At 50.0% G+C, this 24,645-nt stretch carries 24 protein-coding genes; 7 read left to right on the top strand and 17 right to left on the bottom strand.

The features are described from left to right. Positions 1-8 precede the first annotated feature (8 nt). A complete protein-coding gene (locus B9L19_RS19100) occupies positions 9-146 on the bottom strand; it encodes a hypothetical protein (protein ID WP_157720887.1) in 138 nt (45 codons plus the stop codon). A 233-nt stretch (positions 147-379) separates the two neighbouring features. On the opposite strand from B9L19_RS19100, the gene ric reads away from it, so the two are divergent. Then, positions 380-1,087, top strand: coding sequence for an iron-sulfur cluster repair di-iron protein (gene ric / locus B9L19_RS14505; RefSeq protein ID WP_047753531.1), 708 nt, complete (start codon positions 380-382; stop codon positions 1,085-1,087). A gap of 94 nt (positions 1,088-1,181) precedes the next feature. On the opposite strand, the gene moaA is transcribed toward ric, so the two are convergent. Both moaA and modB read right to left on the bottom strand, forming a co-directional pair. Further along, on the bottom strand, positions 1,182-2,207 hold the full coding sequence (gene moaA, locus B9L19_RS14510) for a GTP 3',8-cyclase MoaA (RefSeq protein WP_047753532.1): 1,026 nt from the start codon (positions 2,205-2,207) through the stop codon (positions 1,182-1,184). A 52-nt stretch (positions 2,208-2,259) separates the two neighbouring features. Then, positions 2,260-2,922 carry a molybdate ABC transporter permease subunit gene (gene modB / locus B9L19_RS14515; protein ID WP_047753533.1) on the bottom strand — a complete coding sequence of 221 codons (663 nt, stop codon included), beginning with the start codon at positions 2,920-2,922 and terminating at the stop codon, positions 2,260-2,262. A gap of 202 nt (positions 2,923-3,124) precedes the next feature. Between modB and B9L19_RS14520 the strand changes: the two genes are divergently transcribed. After that, a complete protein-coding gene (locus tag B9L19_RS14520; RefSeq protein ID WP_425268987.1) occupies positions 3,125-3,838 on the top strand; it encodes a Crp/Fnr family transcriptional regulator in 714 nt (237 codons plus the stop codon). A gap of 192 nt (positions 3,839-4,030) precedes the next feature. Here B9L19_RS14520 and B9L19_RS14525 read toward each other — a convergent pair whose 3' ends face one another. From B9L19_RS14525 to B9L19_RS14550, 5 genes are all read right to left on the bottom strand, one after another. Next, the gene (locus B9L19_RS14525; RefSeq protein WP_047753535.1) at positions 4,031-5,095 is read right to left on the bottom strand and encodes a multicopper oxidase domain-containing protein; all 1,065 of its coding nucleotides are present in this window, start codon (positions 5,093-5,095) and stop codon (positions 4,031-4,033) included. 464 nt (positions 5,096-5,559) lie between these two features. Continuing rightward, a complete protein-coding gene (locus B9L19_RS14535; protein WP_047753536.1) occupies positions 5,560-6,735 on the bottom strand; it encodes an MFS transporter in 1,176 nt (391 codons plus the stop codon). A gap of 284 nt (positions 6,736-7,019) precedes the next feature. Then, entirely contained in the window at positions 7,020-8,099 is a 1,080-nt protein-coding gene (locus tag B9L19_RS14540) for an ABC transporter permease (protein WP_025950029.1), read from the bottom strand. Next, positions 8,086-9,042 carry an ABC transporter ATP-binding protein gene (locus tag B9L19_RS14545; protein ID WP_047753537.1) on the bottom strand — a complete coding sequence of 319 codons (957 nt, stop codon included), beginning with the start codon at positions 9,040-9,042 and terminating at the stop codon, positions 8,086-8,088. The genes B9L19_RS14540 and B9L19_RS14545 overlap by 14 nt, the downstream gene beginning before the upstream one ends. 2 nt (positions 9,043-9,044) lie before the next feature. Beyond that, positions 9,045-10,202 carry a COG1470 family protein gene (locus B9L19_RS14550; protein ID WP_425268988.1) on the bottom strand — a complete coding sequence of 386 codons (1,158 nt, stop codon included), beginning with the start codon at positions 10,200-10,202 and terminating at the stop codon, positions 9,045-9,047. A 138-nt stretch (positions 10,203-10,340) separates the two neighbouring features. On the opposite strand from B9L19_RS14550, the gene B9L19_RS14555 reads away from it, so the two are divergent. Both B9L19_RS14555 and B9L19_RS14560 read left to right on the top strand, forming a co-directional pair. Beyond that, positions 10,341-10,922 carry a sigma-70 family RNA polymerase sigma factor gene (locus B9L19_RS14555; protein WP_047753538.1) on the top strand — a complete coding sequence of 194 codons (582 nt, stop codon included), beginning with the start codon at positions 10,341-10,343 and terminating at the stop codon, positions 10,920-10,922. After that, positions 10,912-11,661 carry an anti-sigma factor gene (locus B9L19_RS14560; protein WP_198527176.1) on the top strand — a complete coding sequence of 250 codons (750 nt, stop codon included), beginning with the start codon at positions 10,912-10,914 and terminating at the stop codon, positions 11,659-11,661. The genes B9L19_RS14555 and B9L19_RS14560 overlap by 11 nt, the downstream gene beginning before the upstream one ends. A gap of 362 nt (positions 11,662-12,023) precedes the next feature. On the opposite strand, the gene B9L19_RS14565 is transcribed toward B9L19_RS14560, so the two are convergent. The 6 genes from B9L19_RS14565 to B9L19_RS14595 all read right to left on the bottom strand — a co-directional run bounded on the left by B9L19_RS14565 (position 12,024) and on the right by B9L19_RS14595 (position 18,213). Further along, the gene (locus tag B9L19_RS14565; RefSeq protein ID WP_033024220.1) at positions 12,024-13,136 is read right to left on the bottom strand and encodes a TIGR04053 family radical SAM/SPASM domain-containing protein; all 1,113 of its coding nucleotides are present in this window, start codon (positions 13,134-13,136) and stop codon (positions 12,024-12,026) included. Between the two features lie 167 nt (positions 13,137-13,303). Beyond that, on the bottom strand, positions 13,304-14,551 hold the full coding sequence (locus tag B9L19_RS14575; protein WP_241772025.1) for a hypothetical protein: 1,248 nt from the start codon (positions 14,549-14,551) through the stop codon (positions 13,304-13,306). A 280-nt stretch (positions 14,552-14,831) separates the two neighbouring features. After that, entirely contained in the window at positions 14,832-15,473 is a 642-nt protein-coding gene (locus B9L19_RS14580; RefSeq protein ID WP_025950035.1) for an ABC transporter ATP-binding protein, read from the bottom strand. Positions 15,474-15,488: 15 nt separating this feature from the next. Further along, complete coding sequence (locus B9L19_RS14585; protein WP_047753540.1) at positions 15,489-16,982, bottom strand: hypothetical protein; 1,494 nt, start codon at positions 16,980-16,982, stop codon at positions 15,489-15,491. Continuing rightward, positions 16,975-17,754 carry a hypothetical protein gene (locus B9L19_RS14590; RefSeq protein ID WP_020753631.1) on the bottom strand — a complete coding sequence of 260 codons (780 nt, stop codon included), beginning with the start codon at positions 17,752-17,754 and terminating at the stop codon, positions 16,975-16,977. Before B9L19_RS14590 ends, B9L19_RS14585 begins: the two co-directional genes overlap by 8 nt. A gap of 81 nt (positions 17,755-17,835) precedes the next feature. After that, on the bottom strand, positions 17,836-18,213 hold the full coding sequence (locus tag B9L19_RS14595; protein WP_025950037.1) for a hypothetical protein: 378 nt from the start codon (positions 18,211-18,213) through the stop codon (positions 17,836-17,838). 307 nt (positions 18,214-18,520) lie between these two features. Here B9L19_RS14595 and B9L19_RS14600 point away from each other — a divergent pair, with 307 nt between their 5' ends. Beyond that, positions 18,521-19,123 (top strand): response regulator transcription factor, encoded by a 603-nt coding sequence (locus B9L19_RS14600; protein WP_082131219.1) that lies wholly within the window; start codon positions 18,521-18,523, stop codon positions 19,121-19,123. A gap of 109 nt (positions 19,124-19,232) precedes the next feature. Here the strand turns inward: B9L19_RS14600 and B9L19_RS14605 are convergent, their stop codons facing one another. Both B9L19_RS14605 and B9L19_RS14610 read right to left on the bottom strand, forming a co-directional pair. Beyond that, the gene (locus B9L19_RS14605) at positions 19,233-19,814 is read right to left on the bottom strand and encodes a molybdenum cofactor guanylyltransferase (protein WP_033024221.1); all 582 of its coding nucleotides are present in this window, start codon (positions 19,812-19,814) and stop codon (positions 19,233-19,235) included. A 104-nt stretch (positions 19,815-19,918) separates the two neighbouring features. After that, entirely contained in the window at positions 19,919-20,152 is a 234-nt protein-coding gene (locus B9L19_RS14610) for a DUF2249 domain-containing protein (RefSeq protein WP_025950040.1), read from the bottom strand. A gap of 129 nt (positions 20,153-20,281) precedes the next feature. Here B9L19_RS14610 and B9L19_RS19105 point away from each other — a divergent pair, with 129 nt between their 5' ends. Then, the gene (locus tag B9L19_RS19105) at positions 20,282-20,449 is read left to right on the top strand and encodes a hypothetical protein (protein ID WP_167372789.1); all 168 of its coding nucleotides are present in this window, start codon (positions 20,282-20,284) and stop codon (positions 20,447-20,449) included. Between the two features lie 447 nt (positions 20,450-20,896). Continuing rightward, positions 20,897-21,748: a hypothetical protein gene (locus B9L19_RS14620; RefSeq protein ID WP_047753543.1), complete on the top strand. Its 852-nt coding sequence runs from the start codon at positions 20,897-20,899 to the stop codon at positions 21,746-21,748. A 319-nt stretch (positions 21,749-22,067) separates the two neighbouring features. Here B9L19_RS14620 and B9L19_RS14625 read toward each other — a convergent pair whose 3' ends face one another. Continuing rightward, a complete protein-coding gene (locus tag B9L19_RS14625; protein ID WP_047753544.1) occupies positions 22,068-24,431 on the bottom strand; it encodes a nitric-oxide reductase large subunit in 2,364 nt (787 codons plus the stop codon). Positions 24,432-24,645: the final 214 nt, after the last annotated feature.

Here is a 24,645-nt window from a genome sequence, read left to right on the forward strand (position 1 = left end):
TCACTTCACTAAGCCCATTTTATCGCTTCATCACGATGATTGCCAATCTTGCAGCTGTCTAATGGTTTTGCCAATTTTTCATCAACGACGCTGGCATCATCAATATGTTGCAAAATCATCTTTTTTCTTCCTACCAGCAGCCACATGCTGACTCCCTCTTTTTTCGGCCGTTCACATCTTCTATGCAGCGCATTCACAGTTGTTTTCCTTATTCATATCGTCCGTTTTATTGTACCGGAAAGAACGGGCTGTTGTTGTGATGTTGATCACATTTCCTTGTTGTCCGCTTTTTTTCGCTTGTGTGAGATGGGTCACAACGTTGGCGATCAAAACAAGATATGCTGAAGCTGCAACGATTGGACCAATGGAGGGATGATGAATGGAACAGCGGTTTACCGAACAATCGTTGATTGGCGATATTGTTGCTCAATTTCCAAAAGCGGCTGACTTGTTGAAAGCGCATCGCATTGATTTTTGCTGCGGCGGGCAACGTCCGTTCAAAGAAGCCATCGAAGAGCGTGGTCTGGATGGCGAAGCGCTCCTTCGCGAGCTGAACGCCCTTTACGCGGAGGCGCAAAACAAGCCGGCCGGAAACTGGAACGAAGCGCCGTTGGCCGACTTGGTCGAGCATATCATCAACACGCACCACCGCTATTTGAATGAGGAACTGCCGCAGCTCAGCCTGTATGTCACGAAAGTGTTGCGCGTGCACGGCATGCACCACCCGCACCTAGCCCGCGTGCATAAATTGTTTCATGAGGTAAAAACGGAGCTTGAGCAACATCTCATTAAAGAGGAAACGGGCGCATTCCCGCTCATTTTGCAATTTGTCGACAACCCGTCGCCGGAAAACCGGGAGGCGGTCGAGCAGGCCGTTCGCGAACTCGTCCATGAGCATGACGCCGCTGGCGATCTCATCAAAGACATTCGCGACATCACAAACGATTTCACCCCGCCGGAAGACGCGTGCGGCACGTATCGGCTCGTCTACAGCCGGCTTGCGGCGCTTGAAGACGATTTGTTCACCCACATTCATTTAGAAAACAACATCCTCTTCCCGCGCGTATTGGCGGCGGTGAAGGCGTGAGCAAAGTAAACGCCACAAGCCATCGGCACGGTTGAAACGCGGCCAACGCATAAAAACAGGATCGCTTCCCGAGTTAAGGAGCGATCCTGTTTGCTTACCCGCCAATATACGACATTTCAATTTTCGGCCGTTGTTTCGCCGTTTCTGCCGTCCGTTCTTCCGAATAGCGGTCCGTCCGCCGGTTCCAGACGACTGTAATGAGCTCCTTCAGCTCTTCTTTCCCCGCTCCGGCGCGCAGTTTGTCTTTCAAGGACACGCCTTTCGAGGCAAAGAGGCACGTATACAGCTTGCCGTCGGCGGAAATGCGCGCCCGCGTGCAACTTCGGCAAAACGCTTCGGTCACGGAGGCGATAAAGCCGACTTCCACGTCCGTGCCCACGTAGCGGTAGCGGCTCGCCACCTCCCCGAAGTACTCGTGTTCGACCGGCTCGAGCGGGTGCATGGCGTTGATTTGCTCGTACATCTCTTTTTTCGTCACGACATAGGAAAAATCCCAGCCGTTCGTCGTGCCGACATCCATGAACTCAATAAAGCGAAGTGGGATGCCCCATTCTTTAAAGTAAGCCGCCATCGGCACGATTTGTGAATCGTTCCATCCTTTTTTGACGACCATGTTCACTTTGACGCCAAGCCCGGCCTTGCGCGCCGCTTCAATGCCTTTCAACACCGGAGCGGCGCCGACGCCGATGCCGTTCATGTTGCGGAAAATGTCATCGTCCAACGCATCCAAGCTGACGTTGACGCGCTTCAACCCGGCTGCTTTCAGCCGTTTCGCCCATTTCACCAAATGGATGCCGTTTGTCGTAAGGGCAACGTCCCGCAAACCGGGAATCATAGACAACCGCTCAATAAGCGCATCCAAATCGCGCCGAAGCAGCGGCTCGCCGCCGGTCAGGCGGATTTTTTCGACCCCAAGCTCGACGAAACATTCCGCCAACAGCACCATTTCGTCAACGGTTAACAGCTGGTCTTCCGCCAAAAAGCGAAAATTCGGCCCGAACACTTCAGCGGGCATGCAGTAGACGCAGCGAAAGTTGCATTGGTCGATGACCGACAGCCGCAAATCACGAAGCGGGCGGGCGAGGCGGTCGGCGATCGTCACCTGGTCGCGCTCTTCCATGGCGCTCCCTCCTTTCTTCCATGACACGCATGATGTGCCAGCATCCTGCCCCTTATCGCTGCCAACGGCCGAGTTTCGCCGCACAGGACAATAAACTAAACGACAATCCAATCGTGACCGCCACCCATGCCCACGCCAACTCCATCCGCCCCGATTCCATGGCCATGTAGACGGCGGTCGGGATCGTTTGCGTTTTGCCTGGGATGTTTCCGGCAAACATGAGCGTTGCGCCGAACTCCCCGAGGCTGCGGGCAAACGACAGCACCGCTCCGGACAACAAAGCGTGTCGGGCCAGCGGCAGTGAAATATGCCAAAACACTTGGCGCTCGTTCGCCCCGTCGATGCGCGCCGCTCCTTCAATGGCGGGGTCGACGGCCTCCAGCCCCGCTTTGGCCGCCTGGTACATGAGCGGAAACGACACAACAACCGCCGCCATCACCGCGGCGCCGGGTGTAAACAATATCGTTGTGTGAAACCACCTTTCCACCAGCTGTCCGATTAGGCTATGACGCCCAAACAAGACAACAAGCAAAAACCCGACGACCGACGGCGGCAATACAAGCGGCAGCAAAAACACTGTCTCCACGATCGTCTTCCCGCGAAACCGGCAGCGCGCCATCCGCCTCGCCGCCATCGTCCCTAAACAAGCGACGATGAGGCCAGATATAAGCGAAACCTTTATCGATAACCAGACCGGTGACCAAAACTCTTCCATCAACGAACCTCTCTCTGTTCCGTCTCCCTCTTACCATACGAAAACAATCAGTACAATGCTGTGATGCTACTCACATTGTAACATAGAAAAAGGAAAAACCAATTTAGAAAAAATTGTGACGCCTCGCACAAAAAGTCGCAACCGGTGATTTTTTTCACTCTCTCCCGCTGTGACCATTTTTACAATAGAAATAGCTGAATGAATGGAGGTGCTGTCGATGAATGCAACTGTGAGCCGTGATTTTTCCCATTTGCGCGCTTTGCTGCAATCGTCGAAAAAAGTGATTCCGCTTCGCAAGCACTCCTTTTTGTTCCAAGAAGGGATGCCGGCTAATGAATTGTATTTGATCCTCTCTGGCAAAGTGCAAGTAAGCAAAATTTGCCCGGACGGAAAAGAAATGTGCTTCCGCATTTGCGGAAGCGGAGAAATCGTCGGCGAGCTGACACTATTTACCAACGATCCGCGTTATTTATTGACGGCTAAAGTGATCGAACCCGGTGAAGCAGCAGTAGTCAATAAAACCGAACTGGAGGAACAGCTGCTGATCAATCCGCCCCTTACCCTCGAATATATGCGCTGGATGAGCAAGCATGTCCGGCGGACACAGACGAAGTTTCGCGACTTAATTATGAACGGTAAAAAAGGGGCGCTTTATTCAACGCTCATCCGCCTTTGCAACAGCTATGGCATTCCGCTTGAAGATGGGAGCATTTTTATTGACGTAACGTTAAAACACCAAGACTTAGCCAACTTTTGCGGCACGACGCGCGAAAGCGTCAACCGGATGCTCAATGCGTTAAAGCAAGAAGGAATCATTTCCATGAAGCGTGGGAAAATTACCGTCCACGATTTGAATTATTTAAAAACCGAAATCCAATGCGAGGACTGCCCACCGGATATTTGCTGCATTGAGTGAGCAAAACGCCAAGGCCAACACAACGGATCGAGCCGTCTTAGGACACTGATGAAAAAAGCGTCCGGCCGGCCGGACGCTCTCTTTTTTCTTGTCGGTTGTGATGTGAATCACTTCTTTTTCTTTTCACCGCCGTATAATTAGGAACTATAGGGCTTTGGGCGGCATTCATCCCGTTTGGGGAAACGGGATGGATTAATGTCCGCTTGTTTCCGTGCCGTCGTCTTCGCCGGTTTCGGTCACCTTCAGCATGGCGACGGCTCCTTTTTGCGCGTCATTGAACTGGTGCGTGACGATTGGATATGTTCCCGGTTTGGTGACAGTAAATTCGACGACCGCACCGCCGCTTGCCGGAAGCATCACTGTTTGCATCCCTTTCAGATGGTTGTTCGGGTTGCCGTCAAGATACACATCATCGAAAACAGTGCCGACAACGTGGAACGAGCTCACTTCGTTCGGACCGACGTTGTTCACAAACAAGCGGATTTTCTCGCCGACTTTGGCAAGCAACGGTTTTTCTTTCAGCGTAAACGTGTCCCCGTTTGTGTTTGGATCACCAGGCTTCAGCGCTTTCGTCGAGAAAACAACGCAGCTTGGCACCCCATTTTGGAAGTCATTCATATCGTTATATTTGTACCACTCGTTTTGGATCAGCACATATTCGCGGTCGACTTCCTTATCGGTCGGATAGCCGTTTTTCGGCTTGACGATGATCACGCCGTGCATGCCGTTGGCGATATGCTGCAAGACTGGTTTCGTGCCGCAATGGTACATAAACACACCCGGGTTGTTCGCCGGATACGTGAACGTTCCTGACTTGCCCGGCATCACGTCAACAAAGTCTTTCGACGGAGCGGCATGGACGGCATGAAAATCCATGCTGTGCGGGATTGCTGGGTCCATGTTTTTTAACGTAAAATGGATCACGTCCCCTTCATTGACGACGACGAGCGGCCCTGGCGCTTGGCCGTTGAACGTCCATGCCTTATACGTTTTTCCTTTGTCGATTTCAATGTCAGTGATTTGCGCCGTCATTTCGACGCGGACGTCATGCGGACCGATCTGCTCCATTTTCAACGGCACCGGTGCTTGGTTCACTCCTTTATGCGCCGCTAACATGTTCGCAACAGGCTGTTGCGTAGTTGCCGCTGTTCCGTTTTTCTTCTCCGCCTTTGCCTCTCCTCCTCCCCCGTTGCTGCATGCGGCCAAAAGAGAAGCGGCCAACGCGGCGGACAATAGCGAAGACATCCTTCGTTTCATCGTTCTTCCCCCTTCGATGATTTGATTTACACCTTTAACGTACGGCATTTTCACTTCTTCCCTGGTGATTTGTATCACCAACAGACAGTCATGTTTGAATGATTTGTGAAATAATGATCAATATATTTTAACATCTTTCCGAAAGAAGTCTCCCACTTCTAAACGAAGTGAAAGTGGGAGATGAATGTCGGTTGGCGTTAGCCAACGAGTATGATAGAATATGGCTAGAACGGACACCTTCGGAACGAAGGGAAGCGTAAAGGGTTCTTGTGTGTGGCTTACCGTTCGGCGAACACACACAAGTCGCTTGAAGCCCCCACCTCTAAGCGAAGCGTAGGTGGTGGGTAGTTCACTCATGTAACAATAGTGAAACGCATACTCACATTGAATAACAGAAAAACGCGCCCAAATAAAAAAGAGGCTAAAAGCAAACAAGCTTTCAACCCCTCTATACGGCATTCCGTTCAAGAAGCAAATCGCTTCGCCGGTTCGCCGGCTTTTTTGCCAAACACGAGCCGATTCAGCAAAAAGCAAATAAGGGTAAACAAGCTAAGGAGCAAAAACCCGAGCACGTACGAACCGGTCGCGTCTTTAATAATCCCCATGACAATCGGCGGAAAAAAGCCGCCAAGTCCGCCCCAAGCGCCGACGAGGCCGGTGACGGCGCCCGTTTCGGCTGGGAACAGCTGCGGCACGAGTTTGAACACCGCGCCGTTGCCCAGCCCAGACATCACGGCTACAAACAAACAAGCCGCTGTCATCACCCAAATGTTTTCCATTCCGAACGCGATCGTGAAGGCGCCAAGCGTCATCCCGGCATACACAAATGCCAACACCCGTTCAGCGCCGATTTTATCGCCAAGATAGCCGCCGACTGGCCGCGCGAGCGTCGCCAGCACCGTAAACCCAGCTGCGCGCATCCCAGCATCCACAGGGGTCAATCCATACAAGTCAACGAGCAGCGACGGCAAGTAAATGCCAAAGGTGACAAACGCTCCGAACGTGACGAAGTAAAAGAGCGACAACGTCCACGTATGTTTATATTTCAACACCGACAGCGATTCGCGCATCGTTTTTTGTTGTTTCGGTTTCGGCATATCCGGTGTGAAAAACCAAACGAGAACGAGCATGATGACAACCGGAATGATCATCCCCCAAAACGCCCACGGTACACCGAACGATGCGGCAATCGATGGAACGGAAAACGCGGCGACGGCTGTGCCGAAATTCCCCATCGCGTTGATTCCAAGCGCCGTCCCTTGCTTTTCCGGCGGGGTTAAGCGCGACACAAACGTCACCGAAATCGCGAACGACGTTCCCGCCATGCCGATGAAAAACGCCCAAAACATGAGCATCGCGTACGAGTCGGCAAACCCTGCGCCAACAAGCGGAACGATCAAAAACAACAGCAACAGCGAAAACAGCCTGCGCCCGCCGATCCGGTCCGTCCAGATTCCAAGCGGCAACCGCATCACCGAGCCGAGCAGCACCGGAATGGCGACCAAAATGCTTTTTTGCGTCGATGTCAGCCCATACATTTGTTGAAACGTGCTCGCAAGCGGCGAAAACACGGCCCACACGGCGAATGAAAACATCATGGCGAATGTCGTAATCGGCAGCAGCGCTTTTTGTTTATTCATGAAAAGCCCCTCCCTAACTTTCAAAATATGTGGCTTTGTTTGTAATTCCATCATACGCAGGCATGGAAAATAGATTTGTGAGGTTGATCACGTTTCTGCTGGTTGTCACCATTTTGTCAAAACCGCTGCCATGGTTTTGTCACATACAGAAAAAGAAAAAGTCCGTCCCCAAAAGGAACGGACATCATTCGGCAGAACGTTTTCCATATATAAAACTATAAGGAACGCTGTTCAGACGAACACGCTCCCCCTCCGAAACCACTTGTTGAAAGCGGTATGTTCCCTCACCCCCTCGCCCGTATCTCCTGCCTCATAAACAGCCAATACGCGATCGCAAAGCAGATGAGTGTGGCGGCAATGAGCGCGGTCGCTTGCGGCCAAATGAGCAATAAACTTTGCGAGAACGGCAGCGGAGCGGCAACAGCGCCGGCTGTTTGCTCAACGGTGACGATCCCTAGCGTTCGGACGTCTGGCGAAAGCAAAGCGGTCGTCGATTCATTGAACAAATAGCTCGGCGAAAGCCGCATGAGGCCAAGCACCAGCTCTTGACGGCCGACCGCCTGCTCGACGGACGTAATGGCGTCAGACTGCAAAAACGGTTTCGCAAACACTTCCACGATCATCGAGTAGAAAAGATTGAAAAACAGCCAAACGGCCATCGACGACAACGCGGATGTCGCCGCCTGGCGGAAGATGACGGAAAATAAAATGCCAAGATTCAGCCAAAAGGCGATATACACAAGGCATAACAACAAAAAGCATATGATGCGGGCAAATTCCTCGAACGTGGGTGGAATGCCCAAGATCAAAATGCCCAATGCCGTCACAAGCAGGCCGAGAGAGAAAAACAACACAGCGTTCAACAAAAGAGCCGCGGCAAACTTGCCGTTGATCACATAATCGCGCGGAATCGGCTGCGCCATAAGCCGGCTTAACGTCCCCCGGTTCCGCTCCGAATTGATGGCGTCAAACCCAAGCGCGATGCCAAGAAGCGGCCCAAGAAAGCTGACAAACGTCAAAAACGAAGGCAGCGTCCCGTCCGAGACGGTGAACAGTTTCAGAAACAAGTAGGCGCCTTTCGCGATTTCTTTCGCTTCGTCCGAAGAATCCAACGCGTCGCGAATTGTCGTCATCGCCGTATACAGCGACCCGAAGCAAGTGAGCAAGATGAGGGCGATTAAAATGATCATGCGCCAGCTCGTCAAATAATCGGCCAGTTCTTTTTTGACAATAGCGGAAAAGGCGCTGTTGGCCCCTCTTGTCTGTTTCTTCCCATCAAGCACCCCCGCCTTCAGCCGTTCGCTCCATCTTTTCACATAGGAAACAACATCGTTTGCCCATCGCCCTTCGTTACTCGCCTTCACGCCCATCCCTCCCTTCAAAATAGCGGTGATAAATCTCATCAAGCCCAAAATCCCGCCGGCTGAGATGGAACAGCGAAGATCCGGCTTCGATGATCGTCTGGCTGATGGCGGCGCTCACATCGGTTTGGCAATATACATCCAATCCGGTTTCTGTGCGTTCGACCTTGTTGACGCCCGGAATCGCTTCAATTTTCACCAGCAAACGGTCATCGAGCGGCGAGGCGACGACATGAATGACGTACGCATCTTGCAAAAACAATTGCTGCGCCAAGCGTTCGATATTCCCTTCGGCCAACAATCGGCCGCCGACAAACAAGCCGACCCGGTCGCAAATTTGCTGCACATGGTGCAATTGATGCGAAGACAGCAAAACCGTGATGCCCTCATGACGGCTCAAATCGCGGATCAACCGGAGCAGCTCGCGCACTCCCTCAGGATCGATGCCCAACGTCGGCTCATCCAAAATGATCACGTCCGGGCGCTTCATCAACACATCGGCCAAGCCGAGCCGCTGCCGCATCCCGCGTGAATACGTCCCCGTTTTTTTATGGGCGGCATCGGTCAACTTCACCTTCTCAAGCAGCTCCCACGCCCGCTTTTCTGCCTCGGCGCGGGGAATGCCGTTTAACGCCGCCGTGTACAACAAATTTTCCATCCCTGTCATATGAGGATAAAACCCAACATCATCCGGCAAATACCCGACTTTCCGTTTCACCTCAATCGGGTTTCGCACCGGATCGATCCCGCATACCCGAACCACCCCGGATGTCGGCTCGGTAAGCCCGAGCATCATCAAAATCGTCGTCGTTTTCCCCGCCCCGTTTGGCCCGAGCAGGCCAAAAATTTCCCCTTTTTGAATCGAAAGGGACAAGTGGTCAACCGCCCGATGGCCGCCGTATGTTTTGCAAAGGTTGTCGAGCTCGATAATCGCCGCTGTCTCCATCTTTACCTCCTCCCGTACGTTTTCACCAAATAGTAAAGTCCGCCTGCCACTCCCGCGATGATCAATACGGCTACAACCCCCCAAACGGTCGACGTTTTGACCGACACGCGAAACGCCGCCTCCGCCGACGTTTCCGCCGTTTGCGCGCGGAAGTTGACGACATAATCCCCGGCGATCGCCTCATCCGACGCTTTCACTTTCGCCTTGACGGTTTTCGACTGGCCGGGATTCAGCTGAGCGATCGTGCTTTGATCGAATTCCACTTCCCAATCAGGCGGAGCGTCAGCCGTCATATTGATGTTCAAAAGCGGAGCGCTTCCGGTGTTTTTGACGACAAGATCGATCACCCGTTCATGCCCCGCCGTCACATCGGTGCTCAAATTTCCTGACGGCGTCGTCAGCTTGAGCTCATACGTGCCCGTAATGACCGCTTCTAACGTCAGCTCAGCCGACGTATCGCTCGTTTGCGCTTTGATCGGGATTTTGTATGTGCCCGCTTTCACATTTTCCGGCGGTTTGACCTCGACAGTGATGTCTCTCGACTCATTCGGCTCGAGTTTCACCGACGTCACGGAATTGCCTTCCGATTTGAACGTGACTTGCCAGCCTTTTTCCGCCGCCGAACTTAACGCGTAATTTTGCGTCTTGGCGGTTCGGTTTTTCAGCGTGACATCATACGTGAAGCTTGAGTCGGCATGCCCTTCAAGGTTCGTCTGATCTGACGTCAGTTCGGTCTTGAACGATCCTTGTTCCGTCACGCGGACAAGCAAGGGCAATTTGGAGACGCCGCTTTCTCCTTTCGCGACAAGGGAAAAACGATAATCCCCTTTGTCGGCATCAAGCGGCACCGTCACTTCCAACGTGACCTGTTCTTCTTTTCCGCCTCTTACGGACAGCTGCTCAATCGTTCTCCCCTCAGCGGTCATCGACGTCGACCATCCTTTCGGCAGACCGTCAAACGAGAACGTGACGTTTTCAATCGCCGAGCCGTTGTTGATGACATTGACCGAATAGTCGATCGTTTCCCCGGGTGTCACCGAAAGCCCGGTGTATGGCGTAAAAAGAACAACACCGCTTGCCGCCGCTATCGGGCGGATCGGAAGCAGAAGAGAAAAGAGCGTCAAGATCATGACGAGCATCATCCATCTCTTGTTTCGCATCACATTCACTCCTTCCCTCTCGTTTTCATTTCGTATACGACGAAAATCGAACAACGGATTTGTTTTGCGGAAAAAAATGATAAAATGGACAGTAGGAGCTTGCATCCGATCATCTGTCAAGACGGGAGGTGGGGCAAGATGGAAGATCGCCGCGAAGACGTGGAGCTGCTTGCCGAAATTGCGGAAGGCTCGCGCGCCGCCTTTGACCGTTTTTACGAAAAATACGCTCCGATGGTCTATCATATCGCTCTTCGAATCGTCGGCAACGAGGCCGAGGCGGAAGATGTCAGCCACGATGTGTTTCTCGAAATCTTGCAAAAACCGCACCAATTTGATCCAAAGCGGGGAAGCGTTCAAGCCTTTCTTGCCGTGAAAACGAAAAGCCGGTCGCTCGACCGCCTGCGCAAGAAACGAGATTTGCTAGTGAGCCGCCTTGAGGAAGCGGCTTTAAAAGAAAAGGGGGCGGAATTCTACTTTCTCCGCCAACTGGAACAACAAGTCATCCTCGATGCGTTAACCCATCTCCCCGAGGAGCAGCGGCAAGCGATCATTCACTTTTACTTTCGCGGGGAAACCCAGCGGGAAATCGCCGCCGCTATGAACAAACCGTTAGGCTCCGTCAAGTCGCTCATCCGCTACGGCTTGCGCAATCTGCGGAAACAAAAAGAGTTGTTCCACTGGATGGAGGCTGGCAGAGGTGAAGAACAGCATGAAGCATAGCCATATTCCCGAAACGAAAATCGTCGATTGGCTGCTCGGCGCGCTGCCCGAGCAAGAAAAAGAAGACGTGTCCAGCCATCTTAAGCACTGCCTTGAATGCCAGCGCCTGCTTGAAGCGTGGAAAGACATTGGGCTTAAAGAGGCAGCCCAATATGAAGCACCGCCCCTTTCTCACAAAGAGCGAATTTGGGCCCAAGCGGAAGCGCAAAGACAAACAGCGCGCGCGCAGCGAAAGGTCCGCATCGCTTCGGGATTGATCGGCATCGCTTTGGCCGTCTCCCTTTTTGCCTTGCGCCTTTTTGTTCCGGACGGCGGGCGGGATGATTCGCATGGCCGACCGGGCGGAGCGTATCGGTACGAAATTGTCAATCAAAACGACGACATCCCGATCGAAAGAATTATTCACAATCCAGCAACAAAACAAATTCCGATTGAACCATCGGCGTTCTTTCAACAGCTGGACGGCACGGTTTGGCTCAACGATGAAACGGAGGAAATGCTGATGGAAATTGAAGGATTGCCGCCGTTTGCGGCCCGCGATTATCAATTGTGGATCATTTACGCCAACAACGAGGTCAAAGGGGAGCTGTTGACGATCCGCCATGGAGCAGCGCGCATTTTCATCACCGGCGAGGATGTCAAACAGTTCAAGCAAATTAAAGCAAGCCTCGAACCAAAAGGAGGAAGCGCGGCGCCGACCGGGCCGGAGACATTTATTGTCCATTTGGAGCATGAATGATCTTTCAACATTGAACGCTCTTCCACCTACGCTTGAGCTTTGAGGTGGGAGATTGTTGGGAACACCTGCCCCACGGCAGGCTGTCCGCCAAGCCATCCCCGTTCGTCCCACGGTTCTTTACACCTTCTGTTCTGTGGAAGCAAGAGGAAGAGCGACGGCCAATCCCGATTCATCCCCCACTTCCGCTCACGCGTGGAAGTGGGGGGCTTCTCGGTTCAGGATGATAAAAACGAGGAAGGCGCCTGCTCCTTCCCCGTATGTTTTGGACACACATTCCACGTCGGCGCCCGTACAGCCGTCTAACGAACGCGGCAACGCCGCCATTTGAAGAAACACCCGTTTTTTCCACCGCCCTCTTACCGTTAGCTTCGCTCTTTTGTCCGCAGCGCCTTTGGAATGTAAACACAATACGGCTCGCTTTCCAAATAGTCCCCCGTCACCGCGTACGCCCGCGAGCGTGAGCCGCCGCACACATATCGGAACTCGCAGACGCCGCATTTTCCTTTGTATTTGTCGGGATTGCGCAAGTCTTGGAAAATCGGCGAGTGCCGGTAAATGTCCGCCAGCGGCGTTTCCCGGACGTTCCCGGCTTTGACCGGCAGCAACCCGCTCGGGTAGACATCGCCGATATGGGAGATAAAAACAAAGCCGTTGCCGTCATTCACCCCTTTCGGCGCGCGGCCAAGCCCGTCGACTTGCCCGGTTAAGCCTTTGTTCAACACGTCTTCGTAACGGATGCCGCCTTTTGCTGTTTTTCCTTCGCGCCTTTTCGCCTGCAGCACGACGCGGCGGTAATGCTGGCCGGCCGTCGTTTTGATGTCAAACGGAACGCGCTTGCTCGTCTCATACAGCCAGCGGAACACCCGCTCATGCTCGATGGGGGAAATCATATCCTCCTCCTTCCCCCTGCCTGTCGGCACAAGGAAAAAGACGCTCCAAAGGACGCATTTCAGCTTCTCCACCAACGCCGCCATCTCATCAAGCACATGAACGTTGTATCGCGAAATGACGGTGTTGATTTGCACAGGGATATCGAGCTCATGCAAGTAGTGAATCGCACGGATCGTGAGAGCAAACGAGCCGTTCGTGCCGCGGAAATGGTCGTGAATCTCGGCGTTCGGCCCGTCAAGGCTGAACGCCCAGCGCGACAAGCCGACTTCTTTCGCCTTGCGGATCGCCTCTTTCGTCACATTCGGCGTCGCGCTCGGCGTCATGGACACGCGCAGCCCTTTATCGATCGCATATTTCGCTAAATCGTACACATCCGGGCGCATGAGCGGGTCGCCACCCGTGAAAACAAGCATCGGCTGATCCATCTCGTAAATCTCATCGATCAGTTTTTTCCCTTCCTCAAACGTCAACTCGCGCGGATCGCGATGGTATTGCGCTTCAGCGCGGCAATGAAGGCACTTGAGTTGGCACGCCCGCGTCAACTCCCAAATGACGATAAACGGGTTTTGATTGAAATCGCGCATGGCAGTTCCCTCCTTGGCCTCCATTGTACCGCAACATTCAGGTGCGTTATGTGATATGGATCACATTTACACCTCAACACTAATTCCGTCTTATCTTTCAATTAGCTCAACCGGAACCCCGAAACTGTGGTCAGTCAAAATGGAGGAGACTGCATCCCGTTCCTTCTTTAAACAATGCGGATGAGCGCTTCATCCGCTTGATCTCCGCACGGTGCCCCCACTCTCACGCTGACGCCCTCCCCGACGTTCTCTAAGCGAGCGACAAGCTCCCGGTGCTGACTCAATGCACGTTCCACCTCCGATTGGCTCGGCAGTTTTCCGCATTCAGGTCGAGAGAATTCTTGCTTGCCTGGAAACGGGATAAGCGACAAACCTATCCCTCCTCCTGCCACCAAAAGCCCCCCGCCCAACACTACGGCAATGCCAATGGCCCACCATCTTTTTTTCGTCATCTTGATTTGCCCCGTATAAGCTGAAATCGCTGGTGAAACAGTGGAAAGGACGAAAGCAAATACAGCCAGCTTCAACACAGCCGAACTTCTGGCCAAACGCTTGACAGCAGGTTCGCGCATCGCTAACATCTCTGGATTCGGCCATGAGGCAACAGAAAAAATCAACGCGCAAGCCATTGTCAAAGAGATCACCATCGCCTCAGCCAAAAGCAATACTTTACTATAGTAAGGCACGAATCCCCATCCATGGACAAAGCCTACATAAAGAGCGGCCAAGACGTCCAATATAGAAGCAGCCAAAACCATAGCCAGCAAAAAGCGGCTGAAATCCTCGCATTGGATGCGCGACGTCGGAACTCCCGCCAACACACGCAAGGCGCGTCCTTTCGCCTTGACCGCCAGCCAATACAAGGCTAACGACACCATCAACATCGAAACAGCCAATAGCGCTACACCGAAATCGCTTTGCACAATCAAAAATTGGAGAATGGTCAACAGTGTTTCTTCGCTCCATTTCTGGTCGACCCGATGCGACGCCAGCCAATGTTTCAACTCGTCTATATGATCGGTTTTCCCTGTCACCAAATAATCACCATTGGCAAACGAATGGGCCAACGCGCGGCGATCGCGGATCTTGGCATCCGGCTCATGGCCAAAACGCTGAATCCTCTTTGGAAAATCCCCTTTCTGTCCCACTTGAACAAAGATCTGCCCTGACTGATTCCCCCGTAAATCTGGCGCGATTTTCATCAATCCTAATTCCCATCGATCGCTCATCGCCCCCAACTGTCGAAACACATCTTCCTGACGCAAATCAGACTGGCTAAAATCCAATGTCACTTTCGCTTTCACATCCAGCTGTTCCGGAAAAAAGCGGTCATGGACATCCGAAACAACAATCCCTACTAAAGCTAAGAGAAGAAACTGCACAGCGGAAACCGCGACTACGATTTTTTTATGCATGTGCCTCATTCCTTCCCTCATCCATCATCCGTCAGGAAAAGAAAACTCTCATCTTGCTCAGAACAGATGAAAAAACGTTCTCAATCAAACGATCGATTATTTTCAAATTCGATTATCATTCATAGACGTCATCGGACTATGGAACATTTAAAAATCTGATAGCTTTCACGCATCTATGAGCGGCCTTTCATCAAAAAACAGCGGATTTCACCATTCTTCGCAAATTGAAAAATGGCTGGGATCAGCAGCATTTTCCACTAAATCACCAGCCCTGTAGAGCTTATTTCTTTACTTTTTCAAGTTTGAAACGGTTGATCCTGTACACTTCATCGCAAAGAACATCAATATCCTCTTGATTATGGCTAGTGAGCAAAATCGTCCTCCCTTCTTCCTTGAATTTCCGAAGCAAGTTTCGGATATTTTCAACGCTGTCAGCATCTAAAGCATTGAATGGTTCATCTAAAATAAGCGTTTGTTGATCTTCCATAATGGCTTGAGCAATAGCAAGCTTTTGTTTCATTCCAAGTGAGTAATGTTTGACCTTTTGCGTCGATTCTGGATCTAAACCGACCAACCTCATCGTTTGCTTTATTTTGTCATCACTGATTTTGTTTCGAATGAGAGCCAATGCTTTTAGATTATCAAACCCTGTCTTTCCCGCTATATATCCAGGCCGATCAATGATAATTCCAAAATCACTGGGAAACCGTTTATTGACCCCCAACTCTTCCCCGTCCACGATCACCCTACCGTGATCAGGGAATAGAAATCCACATATTAGTTTGAATAAGACAGACTTTCCTGAACCGTTAGGACCAATAATTCCATAAATTTTCCCCTTTTCCACTGCAAAATTCACGTTTTCAAAAATCGTTGCTCCTTTAAATGATTTACTGACTTGATCTAACAGGATATGCGGCAACTTACTCACTCCTTTTTAGAAATCGAGATCTTGTTTGGAAAAGACATACAGCAAGAAAACAATGGCGAAAACATTCCATAAGAATAGAACGGTGCTGATGCGGTAAATCGAATCATTTGTCAATAAATACGCCATGCTATTCAATCCAGATGGAATAATCCCCCGGTTATTAAGACCCGGGAACATAAAAAATGAAAGTATAGCGATCCCTACGAAACTATAAAACGTTTCTTTGCTCAGCCAAGAGATCAGAAACACAAATAGGACATAAAACGAAACTTGAAGGTAGCCGTTGACAAAAAAATGATAAAACATATCAAGCAATGTAACTGAACGGTCAATAGAAACATGGAAATCAAAAGAAAAACGTTTCAACGACAAAATGAACAAAGCGAGCAATGCTAAAGCGAATAAATATAATCCAATGTATAGCATGATCTTATGATACCACGCCCAAAACCATCGGCTGATAGACTGATAACGCACTAACTTGTAATACCCCATTTCCGACAATTCCGTCTGCAAATGCAATTGGACCAAATAGATGACCCCAAAATAAAGAACCCAATAACATAAAAACGACTTGAAATAAAACGCTTGTCTGGAACCGCCTATAAACATGAAAAGAAACTGGTCCCAAACAGTTTGTCCCACGTTCTCTCGCATTCCAGACCATAATGCTAGGACAACCAAGACAATAAAAGCGGTATATTTCCAATTGTACCCTTTCACATTCAAATCCAGTCGATTGACAATCCATATGAGCAGGATCATCCATCCTATAACCATCGCAAAAGATCCCCATATATTGCTGAACTGAGCAACCCCCGAATGCAAAATCAAGTAATGGCACAAATTAAACAAGGAATGAGGAGAAAGAAGTTTAAATGACACTACGCCATACACCCATATGAACACCGCGACAAACACGACAATGCCCTTGTTTTTCCACTTTACATAAAGGATGGCCAAAACAAGGTGAATACAACTGACACTGAAAACAAACAAAGCTAAATGCAACACCAACGCTAAAATGGGACTGTTTATAAATTTTTGCAATATTTGCGTTTCGCTTAGAGAAGCATTCAGCCTACTAAACGGACTCCAGCCAGCAAAAGAAGGGGCGCCGATTGACAAAACGAGGCTCACTGCTCCCCAAACGATTATCGATATGCTGGCACTTTGAATCAATCGAACTAGTGTCGCATACACCCAACTTCGATAAGAACCCAACCGTATCAAAACTGCATAATCAAAATCAGACATCATAATTGAAATAGAACGGTATAGAAAGACCGGCAAGATAAAATATAAGATAAGGTAAATATCACCAAAAAACTTATGCAACAAATCCCATTTATTCAACAATAATTTTGTTTGCAACGAAGCAACATACATATGCTCTTTAGCACTTAATCCATATATGTAAATCACTACTCCGAAGAGAATCCATTTGAATGCCAATAGTTCATCCACAAAATCCTTCCATTTGTTTACTACCCTAGTCATGGTGCTTATGCAACCTTTCCTTTAAATAGAACATCAATACCATCACCACAAAACATAAGAAGAGGAATGGCACGAATACTGTCCATAAAGGTTGTTGCGATATACTGAAAGGAAAAATCGTAAAAGTAGGGGAAAATTGGTCATACCCCAAAACTTGAGTAATAAAGTTTCCCAACAAGTAATAAACAAATGGAATGGAAAGCGCTATAAAAGGCTTCTCTAAAATCATGACGAGCAATAATCCCATTGTCGCATACATCATTCCATTCAGCCCTACCCATAGTGAGTAAAGAACTCCATATGGCAGCGTGCCAAGGACAAGCAACTGCTCAAACGTTGTATAAGGGATAGGATTCCCATTAGTTGGATAGAAACGAACAATTCCTAAATAAGGTTCAATATACATAGAAAATATAAAAGGGACGAATACGATCAAAAAGGCAATCAAAAAAGATAGAATCGCATTGACGATCAATTTGCTCAAGAAGTAAGTCGTCAAAGGGATGCGGATACGCACATATGGGATAAAATGGTTTTTTTGTTCACTTGGGAAGGAAATCGAATACACAAGAACCATGATAATGGGAAACAACAGCGGCACAAAATTCGAATTCAAGCGGAGAAAAAGATCCAATTGCCTATAGTAAACGTAGCCATCCTTGATTAGCATAAATTGGATGACAGGCAGAACCAACACCAATGCAGCCCAAACAATGCACTGACGCCACGTAAAGACTCTCACAAATTCCACTTTCACTTGATGCCCCAACATGTTTTACACCCTTTCCCAAGCTTGTTTTCATGTTGAAAGAGAATGGACTATCCAAACGGTTTGGTCCATTCTCATGATAAATCAATTGCTTCTCCACTCCCCTTTTACCCTGACATCTACTAATTGAGTAAGATCCGAGCTAAACTCCACTCTCGCATCCTTGCCTGCTTTGATCGAATTAGGCAGTTTGAATGGTCCCCCAACCGTTTCGATACGGACCCAAGGTCCAGTTCCTCCGCTATAAGAATACACTCTTGCATCCAGTGCTTTCCCCAGTATCGATACTTTCAAATCTGCTGACGCGCCGGTCGTCGATTTGGTTTGTTGAGGAGTAAACGCATTATCATTGAATCTTGGAACAATCACGTCATAATCATCATACTTCGTTCCCGCCTGAGCTACTCCTCCTGCGGCAAGAAGCCCTGCTGCTAAAGCAAGCACGGCAAATTTCTTCTTCATTGAGCATCATCCTCCTCATTATTTCAGAGATCACCGGCCGGCTTCACCCTTACTGTACCAAAATAACATTAAAAAAACATCCGTATTTTCCGCAAATTTCATTGCGGAAAATACCTATTTTTGAAATTTCGTTTACAGAGATTGATTGATATTGTAAAATTTTAACGAATGAAGTTGAGAAAAATGGCCTCATAGATCAAAACAGCACATCACTTATCCCCTGTAAAACTCCATTTTTCACTGCAACGCGTGTTCCAACCAAATGCGTGGCTGCTCGCTGCGTTTTACAGAGGGAGGGGGAGAAACGATGGTGAAAATCAACATTTTGATCATAGGGGATCATGGCCTTGTCATGGATGGCATCCGTCAGCTTTTGGAACGCGAGCCCGACATGGAAGTAGTGGGAGCCGTCTTCTCTCCAACCGAACTAGAGAAGGATATCGCCGACTTCCAGCCTGATATCATTGTCATCGATGCTCCGAGCCAAAGGGAAAACAACCTCATTTGGATAAAGAACATCTCATCACAATTCCCCGCAAGCAAAGTGGTCATGTTATCGGGGGATGACAATACAGAATATGTACATGCCGTCCACGAAGCAGGCGCCTATGCCTTTGTATCCAAATGCGACTCTGCCGAAACCCTGATTCACGCCATTCGGGAAAGCTATCGCGGAGTGAAATCGTTTCCGGCCGATCTTGCTTTCCATGACGGCTCGCCCTTGACCGACATGGAATTGGCCGTTCTCGATCTCATTGCTAGAGACAAAACAAACAGCGAAATCGGCGAACAACTGAACATCAGCAAACGAACCGTGGAACACCACGTGTCTTCCATTTTGCGAAAACTTCGCGTCAAATCACGAGCGGGAGCAGTCGGAAAAGCGTTTAGGCTCGGATTGCTCGAGTAACCACGTTTGGTGGCGGCAATTCAGGCGACAGAACCATCCCATGTTCAAGGACGGCTCTTCTGATTGGAAAAAGGTGTATGCTGTGTCTGCTTCGGCCACAATCTCCCCTTCACTGGTACTCTTCCTCCGTATTGACATTGCGCCATACGTCTCCATCTGCGGCAAGCTGCTCGGCATCCACCCAGCGGACGCGGGCGCGGTCAAAGAGCGACGACATCCGCCGTTCGCCGGCGTCAAGCAGCTCGGCGATCACGGAACGAAGCCGACGGTGGTATAAAGCAACTAACGGTTCAGGGCGGCCGCCATGGAGCGGAACGATGGCGTCAAACATCGGATCGATATAGGAAGCAAGCCGCTCCGCCACTTCCCGCCGCATGTACGGCATGTCGCATGGCAGGACGAACACCCAGTCGGCTCGGCTCTGTTCCATGACGGTGTAAAGGCCGGCCAGCGGCCCACAGCCGCGGCAGCGCTCGACATCGAGCAGCACCGGGATATCCGTTTGGCGGCGAAATTCATCGACAAGCGACGGGTGGCTGACGATGTACAATTCATCGGCGACAGATCGCAGTGCCGCGACCGACCAAGTGAAAAACGGAGCGCCTTCGTGCAGCGCGAACGCCTTCGGCCGCCCGAACCGGCGCGACTGGCCGCCGGCGAGCACCGCTCCAGCAATCGTTTGTTTCATCATGCTTCCCCTTTCCGGACATCCATCGTTTGTTTTTACCGTACCATACCAACCGGCGAAAAAAAAGATTTCCGCCTACAGACGGAAATCCCGATGAAACAGTTCATTTATTTTTTCCCGATCGCCACCCGCCAGACGTCCGGCCCTTCCTCTAAGTACTCCCACGTAAACTGATCCGGACGCTCCATCATAAATTGGTATTGCAACGGACGTGGGTCATGGTCGTTGACAAGCTCCATCACTTCCCCCGGCTTCAAACTGTCAAACAGCCGAAAAATTGCCGGATGGCGGTCGCGCGGCGGATAGTCCGGGGCGTGGATTTTGGCGGCAAATTGGTTCATAACATTGGCCTCCTTTGTAGTATAATGAATTATATACTTTATCATAACCGCTTGAACCTTGGGCGGTAGTGACGAGCATCACAGCCCGAAGGTGAACATGTTCAATCCCCACGAAAGGAGAAATGGCGGTTGGAAGAACTTGTTGGCTTTTGCGCGCAATGCGGCAAGCCGATCCATTGTCTGCATGGGTTTTTAAACGGCGTCGTCAGTCGAGACACCGAAACATTGTACTGCTTTCCGTGCCATGACAAGCAAAAGGAAACCGAACACGCCACGCCAGATAAATGCCACAAGTGATTGAAAACGCTCACAAATGAAGGGGGCTGACCCAAAAATCCGCTAAAAAGCGGACTTTTGGTGTCAGCTCTTTCTTGATGAAATCGTGTATTGATCATGAACGATTCCGACTAAATCCCATGTTTCACCTTAATAAAGGAAGTTCGATTTTCGTCAAAACAATGCTGCTGTCGGGGTTAACATGACCGTACGGGCTAAAACGCACTCTTCCTAGATGGACGTAAAGCGACAATGACACAAAACGTGATGTTCAAATTTCTACAAATCATTTATAATATGAATGGGAAACGATGATCCTCGTTTGTTCTGCGCTACAATCCCATCCCTTTCCTCAACCACTTACTCTACACGCTCGTTTCCCCAGTTCTCAAAAGAAAGGAGCGATTCACCACCACACGCTTTTTCTTTCAGGGCTACTATATATCTTAGTAGAAGGGAGGATTTTCCTTGGAAGCGATATTGAACCAAATTTTGGACAAGCTCCAAATGATCGAACATGAAGTAAGCGATATCAAAACAAATATGGCAACGAAACAGGAACTCAAAGAAGTGAAGCAAAACTTCACAACAGAGCTTGAGGGTATTAAAACCAACATGGCAACGAAACAAGAACTTGAAGAAGTGAAGCATAGTTTCACAAAAGAGTTCGAAGACATCAGAGCCAACATGGCCACCAAACAGGAGCTCGAAAAAGTAAAACAAAGCTTCTCAAAAGAACTAGAAGATATTAAAGCTAACATGGCCACCAAGCAAGAACTTGAAGACATTAAAGCCAGCATGGCCACCAAGCAAGAACTTGAAGACATTAAAGCCAACATGGCTACCAAGCAAGAACTTGAAGAGATCAAAGCCAGCATGGCCACCAAGCAAGAACTTGAAGACATTAAAGCCAGCATGGCCACCAAGCAAGAACTTGAAGACATTAAAGCCAGCATGGCCACCAAGCAAGAACTTGAAGAGATCAAAGCCAACATGGCTACCAAGCAAGAACTTGAAGAGATCAAAGCCAACATGGCCACCAAGCAAGAACTTGAAGAGATCAAAGCCAACATGGCCACCAAACAGGAGCTTGAGGACGTAAAGAACAACCTAATGAAAGAATTAGATCATGTCAAAGCCAATATGGTCACGAAGCAAGAGTTTGTTCTCGTCCAGCAAGCAGTGCTTGAAACAAATGAAATCGTTAAGAAAATAGAACAAACCATGGAAAAGCACGAACGGATTTTAGACCTTCTTTCTAGGCGTTCGATTGAACAAGAAGCGGCAATTTCCAGCATTCGTCTTATTAAGACAACATGAGCAAGGAGGAAGCATCTCTCCTTGCCTTTCTGAGGTGCGGCCGCCTTTATAGTAGAAGAAACATCTCCATCGGAATGCGTTCGACCATTTCGTAAACTACATGAGCCATATGATCCACTGGAATGATATTGGTGGCCACGTGAGGTTATCCATGGTACACTCTTCAAAAGTATGATGATGTGTCATAAAAGAACCACTCTTTTTCCGGTGATAGTGGCTATGGCGACTCTATTCTGCCAGAAAACGAACGATTCTCTTCAGTATAAAAAACGGGGCGAATCCCAAAACGCATTCGCGATTTGGGCCAGCCCCGTTTTGGTTATTCTTCCTCCGCCAAATTCGCCACCGGCAGCTCTTCCCCTTCGCCGTGAGTTGGCTTGCGCAAATGGAACATCGCTTTGATGGCAAAGACAAGCAAGGCGGCGACGCCGATTAAGAAGATCGTATCCGGAACGAAGCGGACAAGCAGCAAATTTTGTACGACGTCTTGTTGCAAGAACGAAGGCGAACGGGACGCCCAATAGCCGTGTTCAAACGCTTCTTTGATTTGCAATATCCCCACCGGGAGAAGCGTGATGAGCACCATGCCAGCCAGGCCGATGTTCAGCATCCAGCATGAGAACTTCAGCCATTTGTCGTTCCACGCTTCCGGTTTGACGATGTTGCGAAGCGAGTAAAGGAGCACGGCAATCGCAAACATGCCGTACACACCCATCATCGCCGCGTGTCCGTGGGTCGGCGTTAAAAATTGCCCATGTTCAAAGTAGCTGACCGCCGGCAAGTTGATGAGGAAGCCGAGCACCCCGGCGCCGACCAAGTTCCAAATGGCGGTCGAAATTAAGAACCAGAACGTCGCTTTATACGGAAAGCTGACCCCGCCGTCGCGCATCATTTTATATTGTTCGTACGCTTCTAAAATAAGGAGCGTAAGCGGAATGACCTCGAGCGCCGAGAACACCGCGCCAAGAGCGATCCAAATTTCCGGCGAACCGTTGTAATAATAGTGGTGGCCGATGCCGATCACACCGCTGCCCAACAAAATCGTAAATTGGAAGTACAGCGCTCTGACCGTCGATGTTTTCGTCACCAGCCTCATTTGTACAAGCAAAAACCCGATGACGACAACGGCAAACACTTCAAAAATGCCTTCGACCCATAAGTGGATGATCCACCAACGCCAAAAATCCGCCATCGTAAAGTTTGTGTCCGGTTGGATAAAGAACGCGAAGATGTAAAAGAACGGAACGGCGATGGCCGAGTAAAACAGCAAGTGGATGAGCCCGCCTTTGTCGCGTTCTTGCTTCAGCCCGCGCTTGACGCCGCGGAAGACGATAAACAACCAAAGGAGCATGCCCACGACTAAAACGATTTGCCAAACGCGTCCCAGCTCAATGTATTCCCAACCTTGGTGGCCAAACAGGAACCATTCGTTTCCTAAATAGCCGTTGACGCCAAGCCATTGGCCGATCGTGCTGCCGCCGACAAGGACGACAAGCGCCCAGAAGAGCAGATCCACAAGCAGCCCTTGCTTTTTCGGCTCTTGCCCGCCGACAAGCGGCGCGATGAAAATCCCCATGCCAAGCCAAGCGGTCGCAATCCAGAAAATCGCCAGCTGCAAGTGATACCCTTTGGCGATGTTAAACGGCAACAAGTCATGAATCCATTTGATGCCAAAGAAACTGTCCGGCTCGGTGTAATAGTGGGCGAGCAACGCCCCGAACATCGTTTGCACGAAGAACAGTGCCGCGACGACAACGAAATATTTACCCGCTTTCACTTGCGAAGCGGTGAGCGGCTGCCGCCGCAAGTCGATGACCGGAAACTTCCCTTCTGCATACGCTTCTTGCATGCTTAACTGATAGCGGTGGAACACGTACAAAATGATCCCGATGAACAAAATCAAAATCGTGACGCTCGCGCCGCTCCACCATACCGCGGAAAACGACATCGTATTGCCGGCGTCTTCATAGTACGGCCAGTTGTTCGTGTATGTGATCTTGTCTCCAAGTCTTGGCGTGCTCGACAGCCAAGCCGTCCAGAAGAAAAAGTCGGCAATTTGCCTGATTTGATCGCCCTCGGCGACCCAAGCGCGATCCGCTTTGGGCATATCCGCTTCTTTAATTAATCCTTTTTTCAATCCCCAGCCGTCGCCATTTGTGAAGACATCGCGGTAGTAGTCGCGCACTTTTTCCAACCCGTATACTTGCGCATCCGTCAGGACGAGAACATCCGTAACCGGGTTGTAGCGGTTTTTCCGCATTTCGTTGATGACTTGTTCGCGAATGACTGCTTTCTCATCAGCTGTTAACTCGGAAAACGGTTTGTTGTATTTCTCTTTTGCCTTGTAGTCTTGCATGCCTTCCGTGTAAATTTTGAGCGCTTCCGCCGTATAGTCCGGCCCCATATACGACCCGTGGCCAAGCACGGTGCCGTAATCCATCAGCCCGTATTTTTGGAAGACGGCCTGCCCGCCGATAATCGTTTCTTTCGTCATCAGCACTTTGCCGTCTTCACTGCGCACTTCCTTCGGCCTCGGCGCCATTTCTTTAAAAATCCAATACCCGCCGACAAGCAGGACGGTAAAGCTAATCAAAATGGTGAAAACGAGAATCGACTTGAGAAAACTGTTGGTCGTTTGCCGCCCCGGCCGCATGTTGGGGCGAACGGATCGATGAACTTCCATATGAGACAACCTCCTTCTCGTTTGTTCGCCCCCATTGTAGCGTGCTGAACCGAGGACGGTTTGTGAGCCGGGGCAAATGTCGACTATGATTTATATCACAGCTTCAACATGTGAGAATTTATACAATGAAGGCAGAAGGCGCCGAACGGCGCGGTTTTTCAAAAAAGAAAAAGCATCGATGCCCCATTGGCAGCTGCCACACGTTTGTCACATT

Source organism: Geobacillus thermocatenulatus (assembly GCF_002217655.1).
Lineage (GTDB): Bacteria > Bacillota > Bacilli > Bacillales > Anoxybacillaceae > Geobacillus > Geobacillus thermocatenulatus.